Origin of the sequence: Dactylosporangium cerinum, from assembly GCF_042653625.1 — a bacterium.
GTDB classification, from domain to species: Bacteria; Actinomycetota; Actinomycetes; order Mycobacteriales; family Micromonosporaceae; genus Dactylosporangium; species Dactylosporangium cerinum.
The window spans coordinates 87,485-99,512 of record NZ_JBHSIU010000011.1 but is presented as its reverse complement, the minus strand read 5'-3'; the positions used below and the strand labels follow the sequence as shown (position 1 = coordinate 99,512).

Here is a 12,028-nt window from a genome sequence, read left to right as displayed (position 1 = left end):
CGCCGCGCTCGTGACAATCGTCGTGCGTGGCCGGCCGGCACTGTGGCACGATCCCACCGCACGCCGCAGCACCAGCCGTGCGGACGTTGGGAGAGGACGGATGGCCGGACTGAGCATCATCGTGTGCCTGCCGCCGGACGCGACGGCGGACGTGGTCGGCGCGCTCGACGTGGCGTTGGCACCGTTCGAGGCGTATCAGGGCTATCCGGCCGAACGGGACCAGTGGGAATCCTGGCGCATCGCGGGCGGCAACGACGGCTACGGCTTCCACATCCTGCCCGGCGCCGAGGACGACCCCCGGCTCATCCACGACCAGCCGCACTGGAGCCTCGGGGAGCAGCCGAGCCTGCCCGGCATGTGCGCCGGCGGCCCCCGCGGGCTGCTCGACCTGACCAGCGCCGGCGCAGCGGCGGAGGCCGCCGCCGGGCAGATCTGGGACCTGTTCCACCAGCTCCGCGACGAGCTGCCGCCGGCCCTGCCCATGGAGCATTTCGCCCAGCTGCCGCAGCACCAGATCCCGCACGTGCCGATCGGGCCGGACGGGCAGGGCGGTTTCAAGCTCCTGCCGGACCCCGGCCGCCTGCAGGCCGGGGAGCAGTACCGGGCCCAGCCGCTGATCCGGCAGCTCCTCGAGTCGCCGCACTTCGGAGCGGGGGCGGTGGCCCAGCTACCGGAGATCCTGCCGTGGTTCGCCTTGTCCCGGGAGCGATACGTGGCCGCCCGGGCCGAGGAGATGCGACGCAGGTCCGCGCTGCTCACCCTCGACGGCTGGTGGGTCGACCTGGACCTTGAACCGGTCCACAGCGCCTGCGACAGCCTCAGCACCTGCCCGCACCGCGACGGCTGGACCGAGCCGTGGACCCGGGCCCGGATGGCCACCTACCTGGAGCAACTCCCTGACGACGTGATCATCGTCCGGCTGCGCTGCCAGGTGTGAAGCACCCTGGTGATCCGGAAGACCTTGTGCAGTCAGGGGTGCACAAGGTCTTCCGGATCATGAGAACTGGTCGGCGGCGGCCATCGTCTGCTGGTGGGCCAACAGGCCGGCGACGCCGTCGGCGGTCATCGGCCGGGCCAGGTGGTACCCCTGGCCGAGGGTGTAGCCGAGCTCCCGGAGCACCGCGGCCTGCTCGGCGCTCTCCACGCCCTCGGCGACCGTGTCCAGGCCGAGCGCGCGGGCGAGCTGGATCACCGCCCGGGCCACCGCCTGCCGGGCGTCGGCGGCGGCCGGCTGGCCGTCGTCGATCTCGATGCCGTCCACGAAGGACTTGTCGAGCTTGACGATCGCGGCGGGGAACGCGCGCAGCAGGCTCAGCGACGACTCGCCGGTGCCGAAGTCGTCCAGTGCCAGGCGGATGCCCATCCGGTCCAGCTCGTACAGGGTCCGGGAGACCTGCTGCCCGCGCAGCACCGCCGACTCCGTCACCTCGAGGACCAGCCGCTCGCAGGGCAGCCCGCTGTCGGCGAGCGCCGCGGTCACGTCGGACACGAAGTCGGGGTCGTGCAGCTGCCGCGCCGACACGTTGAGCCCCGCCTCCGGCAGCGCGTCCGGCCCGAACTCGGTCAGCCACGCGGCCGCCTGCCGGCAGGTCTCGCGCAGCACGAACCGGCCCAGCGGCACGATCAGGCCGGTCCGTTCGGCGGCCGGGATGAACTCGGCCGGGCTGATCACGCCACGGGTCGGGTGGTGCCAGCGGACCAGCGCCTCGACGCCGACCATCCGGTGATCGGCCAGCCGCAGGATCGGCTGGTACACCACGCGCAGCTCGCCGTCGTCCAAGGCCCGCCGCAGCTCACCGCCGAGCTGCATGTGCGCCAGCACCGGCTCGCCCATGCCCTCGACGTATCGCACGAAGCCGGCCTTGCCGCGCTGTTTCGCCGTGTACATCGCGACGTCGGCGTTGCGCAGCACCGAGTCGACGGTCGCGCCGGGCGTGGCGGTGGCGATGCCGATGCTCGCCTGCACCAGGAGGCGGTGCTCGCTGATCGGCTGGTTGAGCGCGTCGACCAGCCGGCCGGCCAGCTCCTCGGGCTCGGCGTCGGCCGCGGTGAGCAGCACCGCGAACTCGTCGCCGCCGACCCGCACCGCCAGGCCGTCGTCGCCGACCTCGGCCCGCAGCAGCCGCGCCACGGACACGAGCAGGTGGTCACCGACGCCGTGGCCGAGCAGGTCGTTGACGGTCTTGAAGTCGTCCAGGTCGACCAGGAGCACGGTCGCCCGTTCCGTCCTGGTCAGCGCGGTCGTCAGCCGCCCCCGGAACAGCGCCCGGTTGGCCAGCCCGGTGAGGGCGTCGTGGCTGACCTCGTACTGCAGCCGCTCCTCCTGGACCCGCGTGTTGTGCAGCAGCCGGGCGTTCTCCTGGAACGCGAGGTACTGCCGGACCGTGACCAGCCCGGTCACCACCACCGCGGCGATCACGACCACGCGGGCCGGCCAGTGCACCGGCGCGCCGAACGCGACCGCGATCAGCGGCGCGTCGACCGCGACCACGGCCAGGTAGGGCAGCAGCACGCCGCCGCGGTTCGTGTCGCGGCGGGGACCCCGGTCGGCCCGCCACTGCGCCGCGACACCGAGCGCGACCAGCGCCGGGGCGAGGGGCATCACGACCGCCTGGGCGGGCACGGTGGCCGCATACCCGAACCGCACCGCGAGCACGGCGACGACCCCGGCGATGACCCCACCGCTGGCCGCCACGAGCCGCAGGGCGGTGGGGTCGATGGGCCCGCCGGCGACGTACGACACCTTCGTCACGGCGCCGACCGTGACCAGGAACGCGAGCGCGGTCAGCACCATCGCCTGGCGGCTCCACGGTTCGCGGGCCGACAGCATGGGGGCCAGCACGGCATACCACAGCACGGCCGCGCAGCCGAGGAACGCGATCGCGCGGTCGAGCAGCATCCGCGACCATTCGGTGCTGCCGGTGGTGGCGACCGGCACCCGGGCGATGGCCCAGATGGCGATCCCGAACCCGACCGCCGCACAGGCCGCGGCCGGCACCGGCATGGTCCGCGTGTGCGCCGTGTCGGCGTGCACCAGCATGTCGACCGCCAGCCAGCCGTAGCCGACCGAGACCGTGCCGACGGCGACGAGCACCGTGCGCCAGAACCGCCGGGCGACCCTGCCGAGGTGCCCGCTGCGGGCCAGCCGGTGCACGGCCGCGATCGCGAACACCCCGCCGAGCGGCGCGAACGCATACGCGAGGGCCTCCGTGCCGGCGCCGACCGTGAGGAACGCGACGCACCAGGCGATGCCCAGGACGGCGTTGACGATGCTGGCCGCGACGTACCGACGGGTCACCGCATCGACCGCGGGGGCGGCCGTTGATCGAAGCGCCTCCCGCGTCACGTCCCGACACTATCGTGCCGGTTACGTACCGGATCTCACCCGAACGTTCGACTTTCCCCGCCTGGTCAGAGCCTCAGCATGCCGTCCACCAGGCGGTGCCGCACGTCCCACTGGCCGTCCTCGCCGGACGGCCAGGGGAACCCGCCCTCGCTGAACACCCAGTTCAGGTAGGACACGAACGGCATCGTGGTGTCCCAGCTGAACAGCCCGTCGACGCACCGGTCGGGCAGGACGATCCCGTAGGGCCCGCCGCCACTGACGTTCTCCTTGTGGTAGCGGTCCGGCGCCAGCGGCAACACGAACAGCCCGGCGTAGCCGGGGTCGTCCTCCCGGTCCTTCTGCCAGTCGGTCCAGTCCTCGTCGAAGTAGTCACGGATCGACGAGTCCGGGTGGTGCGTGCCCTCCACCTGCAGCACCAGCGGGTCGGCACTCGCCGAGGTGGCCCACTGCGGGTGCGTGCCGACCAGCCAGACGTCGCCGACGATCCGCACCCAGGACAGCAACGTCATCGGCACCGCCCCGAACCGCTCCTGCAGCCAGGCCGCCTGCGCCTCGGCGCCAGGCCCCGGCGGGATGTGGCCCCGCGTCGGGGTCTCCTCGTCGTCGTTGTGGTGGAAGCGGTACCCGTCCGCGGTCAGCCGCTCGACGATGAGCTCGACGTTGTGCCGGGCCCGGTGCGCCATCTCGTCGCAGACCAGCTGCGCCTCCCCGGCCCACTCGGACTCGCGGACCGCGCCGCCGAGCATGCGCAGCTCCTGCCAGACCTGATCCTGCTGCCCGTCCCTGTACCGGCTGAGCCACCGCGGCGAAGTCCCCATGCGTCCATCCTGCCGGACCCTCCGGCCGCGCCTCCGACCGGACCCGCGGGCACCGTGCCGGGCGACCTCAGGACGGCGGGGTGACCGGAATCGATCGCCGTGGGACGGTGAGCGCCGCGCCGGCCAGGGCGCCGAGCAGCGCCGCGCCGCCGTGGATGTCGGCGAGGACCAGGAGCGTCAGCGCGGCGATCAGGCTCACCGCGGCCGCCGAGCGGCCCCGGCGGTCCACGTCGCGGCCGACGACGGCGGCCGCCGCGAGCGACCCGGCGAGACCGAAGATGACCAGGGACGTGCCGGCGCCGACGGGCTGGACGACGAGGCCCCACAGGTTGCCCAGGACCTGCACGGCGAGCGCGATGGCGACCCACAGGGCCGGGCCCCAGCGGCGTTCGGCGAGGGTACCGATGACCGCGAGCGCGGCAAGGTTGAAGATCGTGCCGGTCCAGCCGCTGTCCTGGACGGTGAACGACGTCACCAGGCGCCACAGCTCGCCGTCGCCGATCGCCGTCCGGTCCCGGCGCAGCGCCTCGAACAGGCCCGGCGCCACGGTGAGTTGCACGAGCGACGGCACGGCGGTGAGGGCGAACGCGATCATCGTGGCGATCGGGGCGCGGCGGGGCGCGGAACGCACCAGCTGCGTCCCGGCCATTCCGGCGGTGACCAGCAGCACGACGTACAGGACGGACAGGAGAGCGGACACGGGACCATGGTGGACCACGACCCGCCGGGTAGCGTGCCGGTGGTGCGGATCCTCACTGTCGGGCACGGGGCGCGGTCGATCGGGGCGCTGCTGGAGATCCTGGTCGAGGCCGGCGTCGGCACGCTGGTCGACGTGCGCCGTTCGCCGGGGTCGCGGCGGCACCCGCAGTTCGGCCGGGACGCGCTCGCCGACGCCGTGACCGGGGCCGGGCTGCGGTACACGTGGCGGGGCGAGACGCTCGGCGGGCGCCGCGAGGCCCGCCGAGACTCACGGCACGCCCTGCCCGGCCACCCGGCGCTGGCCGGCTACGCCGATCACATGGACACCGCGGCGTTCCGCGGCGCCGTCGACGACCTGATCACGCCGGCCGCGACGGAACCGCCGGCGATCCTCTGCGCCGAGACGCTGTGGTGGCAGTGCCACCGCATGCTCATCGCCGACGCGCTGGTCCTGCGCGGAGCGGTGGTCGAGCACCTGGTGGAGGCCGGCGTCCGGCAGCCGCACCGCCGCACGGACGGGGTCCGCGCCGGCGCGGACGGCTGGCCGGTCTACGACGCCCAGCAGGCGCTGCCGGGGCTGTGAGGGTCACGCCGGAGCGTGTTCCTTGAGGAACGCGTCGATCAGGTCGGTGACCTTCTTCGCCTGGCCGCCGCCGAGCAGGCCGGTGCCATGCTCGGCGCCGATCGACAGGAACACCTCATGCGGGACGGTCTTCGGGGCGGTGGCGGCGAACTCCTGCGCGGCCTCCGCGAACGGGTGGTCGTTCTCGGCGGCCAGGAACAGCGCGGGCGACGCCAGCCGCGGGACCGCCTCGCCGGCGGAGATCCCGGCGAACAGGGTCGGGGCGGACAGCGTGACGACCGCCGCCGGGGGCGGGCTGAGCGTGACCGCGGCGGCGAGCGACGCGGTGCCGCCCTTCGACGCGCCGATCAGCACGATGGCGCTCGCGCCGCCGGCCCGCAGGTGGGCGGCGGCCGCGGTCACGTCGTCGTCGAGCCGGTCGTCGCCGAGGTGCCCTTCGGAGTCGCCGTCGCCACCGAAGTCGAACGCGAGCACGTGGTAGCCCAGGCCGGCGAGGCGCTCACCGAACGGCAGCCACTCGCACAGGTTTGACTGGTTCTGGTGGGCGAGGACGACGCCTTTCGGGCCGGCGCCGAGCTCGATGCCCACCAGCCGGGTGCCCGCCGGGGTCGTGAACCGGACCGCCTTGCCGTGCGCAGCGGCGTCGGCGCACTGCGACCCCGCCTTCAGCGGTGCCGACGACGGGTCCGCCGCCGGCGCGGCATCGGAGCAGCCGGCCAGCAGCAGCACGAACAACGGGACCAGGGTGCGACGCATGCAACCTCCTTGGGAGCGCTCCCGCGATGGTACCGGCGACGCCCGCGCCGCGGTGCCCGTGTTAAAAGACGTCGTTCGATATTGCCGGGCGCTCGACGGAGGAATTCGGGCGGCCTACCTTCGCTGGCACGGCTCCCGCCGCCGCCACGAGGGGAATGTCGAATGAGCAGTGCAATGGACCGCCGCGCCATGCTGCGCGGGCTCGGTGCCGCCGGGATCGGCGCCGGCTGGGCGCTCGGACCGGGTGACGCCGCCGCGACCAGGCCGAACATCGTCGTCGTGCTCATCGATGACCTGGCCCGGCGGGAGCTCGGCTGCTACGGCAACACGTTCAACGAGACCCCGCACATGGACCGGCTCGCCGCCGACGGGGTCCGGTTCACCGCCGGGTACACCGCCGCGCCGGTCTGCTCGCCGACCCGGGCCAGCATCATGACCGGGCAGTACCCGGCGCGGGTGGGCATCACCGAGTTCCTCGGCCCGTCCGGCGACGACTTCCTGCCGACCAGCCACCGCACGCTGCCGGAGACGCTGCGCGACGCCGGGTACCGCACCGGCCTGATCGGCAAGTGGCACCTCAGCGAGACCTACACCGGCCCGGTCACGTCCCGGCCCGGCAACCCGTGGTCGCACGGGTTCACCGACGTCATCGCGTCCGAGCAGCAGTACATCGCCGGCGGCGACTACTTCCACCCGTACTTCATGCTGCCGGACCTGCCCGCCCGCAAGCCGAACGAGTACCTGGTCGACCGGCTCAACCTCGAGGCCGTCGACTTCATCACCGGATCGCACCAGCAGGGCACGCCGTTCTTCCTCTACCTCGCCCACTACGCCACCCACGCGACCCTGGCGGCGCCGCAGGCGCTCGTCGACAAGTACACCGCGAAAACCGGCAGCGGACAGCCCGGCCGCAATCCCGTCCTGGCCGCGATGCTCGAGGTCATCGACGACGGGGTCGGCGCGATCCGGGCCACCCTCACCCAGCTCGGCATCGCCGGCAACACCGTCATCGTGCTGCTGTCGGACAACGGCGGCGACAGCGCCGTCGCGACCAACGCACCGCTGCGCGGCAGCAAGGCGACCCTGTACGAGGGCGGCGTCCGGGTACCGATGATCACCTACCATCCGGCGGGCGCGCCCGGGCGGGTCGTGGACACGCCGTTCAGCACCGTCGACTTCATGCCGACGCTGCTCGACGTGGCCGGCGTGGCCCGGCCCGCCGGGCAGCAGCTCGACGGGGCCAGCTTCGCCGGGCTGCTCAGCGGCGGGGCGGCACCGACCCGGGAGGACCTGTTCTGGGTCTACCCGCACTGGCACGCACCGGGCGCACCGACCGCGTCCGTCCGCAGTGGACGGCACAAGCTGCTGCGGCACCTGCACGACGGCCGCGAGGAGCTGTTCGACCTGGTCGCCGACCCGGGTGAGGCCACGGACCTGGCGGCGAGCCAACCGGCCCGGGTGCAGGCGCTGCACGCGGCCCTCGACGCGCACCTGCGCGACGTCGACCTGCTGCCGCCGTTGCCGACGCCGGAGAACTATCCGGCGGTGGTGCTGGAGCAGGAGTTCGACGCCGGGCTCGGCGGGTTCACGGTGCTGGCGCCCGCGCCCGAGGGCCGGGCCGGGACCGTGCAGGCCGCCGGCGGGGTGCTGACCGTCGCGGCGGGCGGCGCGCCGGCGTTCGCGCTGCTGCGCTCGACCGTGGCCGCGACCGTCTCACCCGTCGCGGTCATCGCCAGCCAGCGCTCCTACGCCAACGCGGCCGCCACGGGCCAGGACACGCTGTTCGCCGGGCTGGTGAAGGACGCGCAGAACTACCTGCTCGTCTGGTACAACCACAAGCTCAAACGCACCGGCTGGGACGTGCGGATCGCCGGCACGCTCACCGGCCAGCGCGTCACCCAGCTCGACGGAAACATCAACTATCCCGGCCCGAACGCCCGCCTCGCGTGCGTGCTGCACCGCGACGAGCTCAGCGCCTACGCCGTCGCCGCGGGCGGCGCGTGGCAGTACCTGTTCACCGCCGACGTGGGCCGCTTCGCCCGTCTCGACGATCCGGCCGTGCGGGCGCAGTACCGCTACGGCTTCGGGATCCGCGTCGACGGCGGGACGTTCACCGCTGAACGGTTCGCCGTCCGCCGTCGCTGACGTCAGCGGGGGCTCAGGCCGTCGAAGACGATTTCGAGGGCCCGGGACGTCACCTCGGCCTCGGTGGCCAGCCGGGACGTGGCCACCAGCAGCGCGTAGACCTCGGGCAGCTCGACGTCGTCGCGGACGGCGCCGGCCCGCTGGGCGCGCTCCAGCAGGGCCCCGACGGCGCGGCGCAGGCCGTTGGACGCCTGCACCGCCTGGCCGTCGCTGTCGCCGCCGGCGTGCAGCAGCGCCTCGCCGATGGCGATCTTCGTGGCGGCGTCGGCGACGAGGTGGCGGAAGAAGTCGCGGAACGCGGTGCCCGGGTCCTCGGCGGCGAGCAGGGCTTCGGCCTGTTCGCGGAGGCGGTCGTACCGCCGGACGAGCACCGCCTGCAGCAACGCCGCCTTCGTGGGGAAGTGCCGGAACACGGTGGCGATGCCGACCCCGGCCCGGCGGGCCACCTCCTCGGTCGACGCGGCCTCACCGCCGGCGCCGAACACCTCCTCGGCGACGTCGAGGATCCGGCCACGATTGGCCTGGGCGTCGACCCGCTGGGTCCTGGGCATGCGGCGTCCCTTGATATCCGGAGTGACGACTCCATATAATCGGAGTCAGCACTTCGGATACTACGTGAGGAAACGCATGACTCCGCGAGAGGTGTTCCTGGCCCTGGTCCACGGCGTCTCGGAGGGGCGGTGGGACGAGCTTCCCGACCTCTACGCCGAGCAGACCGACGTCGTGCACCCGTTCGACCCGCTGCGCGCACCCGCGCTGCGCACCCGCGACGAGCTCCGCGAGCACTTCCGGCCCACCGGCACCGGTCCGGAGCTGGACCGCCGGCCGGTCAACATCACCGTCCACGAGACCACCGATCCCGAGGTCATCGTCGCCGAGTTCGAGTATCAGGGCACCGCCGCCGGCGAACCGTTCTCACTGCCGGGCATCTTCGTGCTCCGCGTCCGCGACGGTCAGATCGTCAGCTCCCGCGACTACTTCGACCATCTCACCGCTGCCCGGATCCGCGGCCGCCTCGAGGAGGTCGTCGCCGCCGTCCAGCAGCGACCGGCCGGAGGCTGAGCAACAGGGCGACTCACGTGTCGTAGAGTCCGTCGAACGGCGGGAAGAACCCCATACCCTGCGGGTAGAGCTCGGCCGAAGCGCCGCCGCGGTCGGGGTGGGACTCGTCGACCAGACCGAACCGGACCCCGTCCTGCACCACCTGGAACAGGCGGATCGCGATGTCGCCGAAGACCGCGTCCGGCAACTGCGAGAGCAGCTCCGCCAGCACCGCGTCCGCGTCGTCCAGTGGGATGCGGCTGCGGATCGTGGACCCGGTGTGCACTCCGCCGTGGTCGAACAGGTGCAGCATCACGGTGATCTCACCCAGGCCGTCGATGTCCGTCCCGTGGATGTCACCATAGAACTGGCCCTGCGCGTAGCGGCCGATCGTGGACGTGCGGAAATCGGGCTCGTGTGCGATCGGAATGACGTCGGGGAGATCCATCCGGCGCAGCCTACGCGACGACGGGCTCAGCGGTGGCGGCTCGCGGCGGTCAGGCTCCGGTGGCGGCGGACGGCGTCGCGGTTGCCGCAGGCCGGGGAGCAGTACCGCTGCCGGCCGGTGCGGCTCAGGTCGGCGAACGGCTTGGCGCAGCCGGCGGCCGAGCAGCGGCCGAGGCGGTGCATGCCACGGCCCGACAGGTGCAGGGCGGTGCCCACGCTGATGAGCGCCCGCAGCGCGCCGGCCAGCGGCAGGTCGGGATCCCGGTAGTGCAGGTGCCAGCCGTCCTCGGCGTGGTTGGACAGCCGGGGATACGCGGCGGCCCGCTGCAGCAGGACGTTCAGCCGCCCCGCCCGGGTCGCGTCGTCGGGGGCGTCGACGACGGCGAGCCAGTCGTCGAGGAAGGCCAGGGTCTCGGTGAGGTCCTCCGGGCGCACGGCGACATCGATGACGAATCCCGCCTCCCGGCACCGTGCGGCAAGCGCGGCCGCCGTCGCCGGCGGGTCGTTCGCCAGGGCGAGGGCGAGCCGCACCGGCTCCTCGCCGTAAGGGTTGATATGCACAAGACCATTACAGCATGCTCGGAGTCATGCAGGAGCACACTTGGCGGACCACATCGAGCCATGTCACCAGCGGCGGCCGGGTCAGGTACGAGCACTGCCGGTGCGGACAGTGGCGTGTCGTCGTCGACGAGGCCGCCGCGCCGGCCTGGCGGACCGTCGCGACGCCGGGCGCACCCGACCGCTGACCGCACGGCCGGGTCAGCGGCGCACCGGCGTCTCCCGGCCGATCCGGGACAGTTTCTCCGGGTTGCGCACGGCGTAGAGCCCGGTGATGCGGCCGTCGTCGATGCGCACGGTGATGACGGTGTCGACCGCGTCGCCGACCCGGAGCATCAGCGCCGGATGCCCGTTGACCTGCGCCGGTTGCAGCACCGCCCCGGCGGGCACCTTGCGGCGGCCGACGAGCAGCAGCCTGGCCACCTTGCCGGCGCCGGCGATCGGCCGGCGCACGGCCTGCACCACCCCGCCGCCGTCGCCGAACAGCACGACGTCGGGCGCGAGGATGTCGAGCAGCGGTTGCAGGCCACCGGTTTCCACCGCCCGCTGGAACGCGGCGAGCGCGTCGCGGGTCTGCGCCGCCGACACCTCCCCGCGCGGCCGTCGGGCGGCGACGTGCGCGCGGGCCCGGTGCGCGATCTGCCGCACCGCCGCCTGGCTCTTGTCGACCGCCTCCGCGATCTCCTCGTACTCCAGGGCGAACACGTCGCGCAGCACGAACACCGCCCGCTCCGTCGGCGCGAGCGTCTCCAGCACCAACAGCATCGCCATCGACACGCTCTCCGCGAGCTCGACGTCCTCCGCCACGTCGGGCGCGGTCAGCAGCGGCTCCGGCAACCACGGCCCGACGTAGGACTCCTTGCGCCGGCGCAGCGTCCGCAGCCGCATGAGCGCCTGCCGGGTGGTGATCCGGACCAGGTAGGCCCGCTGGTCCAGCACGGCGTCCAGGTCGACGCCCGCCCATTTCAGCCAGGTCTCCTGCAGGACGTCCTCGGCGTCCGCGGCCGAGCCGAGCATCTCGTAGGCGACGGTGAACAGCAGGTTGCGGTGCGCGACGAACGCCTCCGTGGCCGGGTCCATGGTTGCTGCCTGCTCCTTCATTCGACGGTGCCACCCCACCGGATGCCGGTCCCGGCCGCGATGTGACAACCGCGGGCGGTGGCGTACGTCACGCCGCCACCCTGTCACGGGGGCGGGACCGGCGGCACCTGAATGGCACCCGAACACCGATGCAACCAAGGAGCTTCCTGATGAACCTCGCCCTGTGGATCGCCGCCGGTCTGCTGACGACCGTCCTGCTGATCAGCACGTCCAAGATGTTCGTGCCGAGGGAGAAGATCGCGGCCATGGGTGGCCACGCCGCCGCATGGGTCCTGGACTTCAGTCCGGGGGCGCTGCGGGCCATCGGCACGCTGGAGATCCTGGCCGCGGCGGGCCTGATCCTGCCCGCCGCGCTCGACATCGCGCCGGTGCTGGTGCCGGTCACCGCGGTCTGCGTGGCGGCGCTGTTCGCCGGTGCGGTGGCCATGCGCCTGCGCCGCGGCGAACGGGCGACGATCGTGCCCGACCTGATCTACCTGGCCGTCGCGGTGTTCGTGGCCTGGGGCCGGTTCGCCGGTTGAGCCGGTTCAGGCT

14 protein-coding genes are annotated in these 12,028 nt (G+C 73.2%); 6 read left to right on the top strand and 8 right to left on the bottom strand.

What is annotated here, in order from left to right:
- The first annotated feature begins 100 nt into the window (after window positions 1-100).
- Window positions 101-937: a hypothetical protein gene (locus ACFPIJ_RS09325; RefSeq protein WP_380114284.1), complete on the top strand. Its 837-nt coding sequence runs from the start codon at window positions 101-103 to the stop codon at window positions 935-937.
- Between the two features lie 57 nt (window positions 938-994).
- Here the strand turns inward: ACFPIJ_RS09325 and ACFPIJ_RS09320 are convergent, their stop codons facing one another.
- From ACFPIJ_RS09320 to ACFPIJ_RS09310, 3 genes are all read right to left on the bottom strand, one after another.
- Window positions 995-3,298 carry a putative bifunctional diguanylate cyclase/phosphodiesterase gene (locus ACFPIJ_RS09320; RefSeq protein WP_380114283.1) on the bottom strand — a complete coding sequence of 768 codons (2,304 nt, stop codon included), beginning with the start codon at window positions 3,296-3,298 and terminating at the stop codon, window positions 995-997.
- A 113-nt stretch (window positions 3,299-3,411) separates the two neighbouring features.
- Window positions 3,412-4,164 (bottom strand): hypothetical protein, encoded by a 753-nt coding sequence (locus ACFPIJ_RS09315; RefSeq protein WP_380114282.1) that lies wholly within the window; start codon window positions 4,162-4,164, stop codon window positions 3,412-3,414.
- A 67-nt stretch (window positions 4,165-4,231) separates the two neighbouring features.
- Entirely contained in the window at window positions 4,232-4,864 is a 633-nt protein-coding gene (locus ACFPIJ_RS09310) for a rhomboid family intramembrane serine protease (RefSeq protein ID WP_380114281.1), read from the bottom strand.
- 42 nt (window positions 4,865-4,906) lie between these two features.
- On the opposite strand from ACFPIJ_RS09310, the gene ACFPIJ_RS09305 reads away from it, so the two are divergent.
- Complete coding sequence (locus tag ACFPIJ_RS09305) at window positions 4,907-5,446, top strand: DUF488 domain-containing protein (protein WP_380114280.1); 540 nt, start codon at window positions 4,907-4,909, stop codon at window positions 5,444-5,446.
- A 3-nt stretch (window positions 5,447-5,449) separates the two neighbouring features.
- On the opposite strand, the gene ACFPIJ_RS09300 is transcribed toward ACFPIJ_RS09305, so the two are convergent.
- Complete coding sequence (locus ACFPIJ_RS09300; RefSeq protein ID WP_380114279.1) at window positions 5,450-6,202, bottom strand: alpha/beta hydrolase; 753 nt, start codon at window positions 6,200-6,202, stop codon at window positions 5,450-5,452.
- A 162-nt stretch (window positions 6,203-6,364) separates the two neighbouring features.
- On the opposite strand from ACFPIJ_RS09300, the gene ACFPIJ_RS09295 reads away from it, so the two are divergent.
- On the top strand, window positions 6,365-8,347 hold the full coding sequence (locus ACFPIJ_RS09295) for a sulfatase-like hydrolase/transferase (protein WP_380114278.1): 1,983 nt from the start codon (window positions 6,365-6,367) through the stop codon (window positions 8,345-8,347).
- Window positions 8,348-8,349: 2 nt separating this feature from the next.
- On the opposite strand, the gene ACFPIJ_RS09290 is transcribed toward ACFPIJ_RS09295, so the two are convergent.
- Window positions 8,350-8,898 (bottom strand): TetR/AcrR family transcriptional regulator, encoded by a 549-nt coding sequence (locus ACFPIJ_RS09290; RefSeq protein WP_380114277.1) that lies wholly within the window; start codon window positions 8,896-8,898, stop codon window positions 8,350-8,352.
- Between the two features lie 76 nt (window positions 8,899-8,974).
- Here ACFPIJ_RS09290 and ACFPIJ_RS09285 point away from each other — a divergent pair, with 76 nt between their 5' ends.
- On the top strand, window positions 8,975-9,409 hold the full coding sequence (locus ACFPIJ_RS09285; protein WP_380114276.1) for a nuclear transport factor 2 family protein: 435 nt from the start codon (window positions 8,975-8,977) through the stop codon (window positions 9,407-9,409).
- 13 nt (window positions 9,410-9,422) lie between these two features.
- On the opposite strand, the gene ACFPIJ_RS09280 is transcribed toward ACFPIJ_RS09285, so the two are convergent.
- Both ACFPIJ_RS09280 and ACFPIJ_RS09275 read right to left on the bottom strand, forming a co-directional pair.
- Window positions 9,423-9,836, bottom strand: coding sequence for a hypothetical protein (locus ACFPIJ_RS09280; RefSeq protein WP_380114275.1), 414 nt, complete (start codon window positions 9,834-9,836; stop codon window positions 9,423-9,425).
- A 26-nt stretch (window positions 9,837-9,862) separates the two neighbouring features.
- Window positions 9,863-10,396, bottom strand: coding sequence for a CGNR zinc finger domain-containing protein (locus tag ACFPIJ_RS09275; RefSeq protein ID WP_380114274.1), 534 nt, complete (start codon window positions 10,394-10,396; stop codon window positions 9,863-9,865).
- A gap of 26 nt (window positions 10,397-10,422) precedes the next feature.
- On the opposite strand from ACFPIJ_RS09275, the gene ACFPIJ_RS09270 reads away from it, so the two are divergent.
- Window positions 10,423-10,581 (top strand): hypothetical protein, encoded by a 159-nt coding sequence (locus tag ACFPIJ_RS09270; protein ID WP_380114273.1) that lies wholly within the window; start codon window positions 10,423-10,425, stop codon window positions 10,579-10,581.
- A 13-nt stretch (window positions 10,582-10,594) separates the two neighbouring features.
- On the opposite strand, the gene ACFPIJ_RS09265 is transcribed toward ACFPIJ_RS09270, so the two are convergent.
- The gene (locus tag ACFPIJ_RS09265; RefSeq protein WP_380114272.1) at window positions 10,595-11,473 is read right to left on the bottom strand and encodes an RNA polymerase sigma-70 factor; all 879 of its coding nucleotides are present in this window, start codon (window positions 11,471-11,473) and stop codon (window positions 10,595-10,597) included.
- A gap of 170 nt (window positions 11,474-11,643) precedes the next feature.
- Here ACFPIJ_RS09265 and ACFPIJ_RS09260 point away from each other — a divergent pair, with 170 nt between their 5' ends.
- On the top strand, window positions 11,644-12,015 hold the full coding sequence (locus tag ACFPIJ_RS09260; RefSeq protein ID WP_380114271.1) for a DoxX family protein: 372 nt from the start codon (window positions 11,644-11,646) through the stop codon (window positions 12,013-12,015).
- The last annotated feature ends 13 nt before the right edge of the window (window positions 12,016-12,028 follow it).

What these genes read in the sequence shown, in the direction of transcription:
- ACFPIJ_RS09325 (WP_380114284.1), top strand. Translation starts at nt 101, where the DNA reads ATGGCCGGACTGAGCATCATCGTGTGCCTGCCGCCGGACGCGACGGCG.
- ACFPIJ_RS09315 (WP_380114282.1), bottom strand. Translation starts at nt 4,164, where the DNA reads ATGGGGACTTCGCCGCGGTGGCTCAGCCGGTACAGGGACGGGCAGCAG.
- ACFPIJ_RS09300 (WP_380114279.1), bottom strand. Translation starts at nt 6,202, where the DNA reads ATGCGTCGCACCCTGGTCCCGTTGTTCGTGCTGCTGCTGGCCGGCTGC.
- ACFPIJ_RS09295 (WP_380114278.1), top strand. Translation starts at nt 6,365, where the DNA reads ATGAGCAGTGCAATGGACCGCCGCGCCATGCTGCGCGGGCTCGGTGCC.
- ACFPIJ_RS09290 (WP_380114277.1), bottom strand. Translation starts at nt 8,898, where the DNA reads ATGCCCAGGACCCAGCGGGTCGACGCCCAGGCCAATCGTGGCCGGATC.
- ACFPIJ_RS09285 (WP_380114276.1), top strand. Translation starts at nt 8,975, where the DNA reads ATGACTCCGCGAGAGGTGTTCCTGGCCCTGGTCCACGGCGTCTCGGAG.
- ACFPIJ_RS09280 (WP_380114275.1), bottom strand. Translation starts at nt 9,836, where the DNA reads ATGGATCTCCCCGACGTCATTCCGATCGCACACGAGCCCGATTTCCGC.
- ACFPIJ_RS09270 (WP_380114273.1), top strand. Translation starts at nt 10,423, where the DNA reads ATGCAGGAGCACACTTGGCGGACCACATCGAGCCATGTCACCAGCGGC.
- ACFPIJ_RS09265 (WP_380114272.1), bottom strand. Translation starts at nt 11,473, where the DNA reads ATGGACCCGGCCACGGAGGCGTTCGTCGCGCACCGCAACCTGCTGTTC.
- ACFPIJ_RS09260 (WP_380114271.1), top strand. Translation starts at nt 11,644, where the DNA reads ATGAACCTCGCCCTGTGGATCGCCGCCGGTCTGCTGACGACCGTCCTG.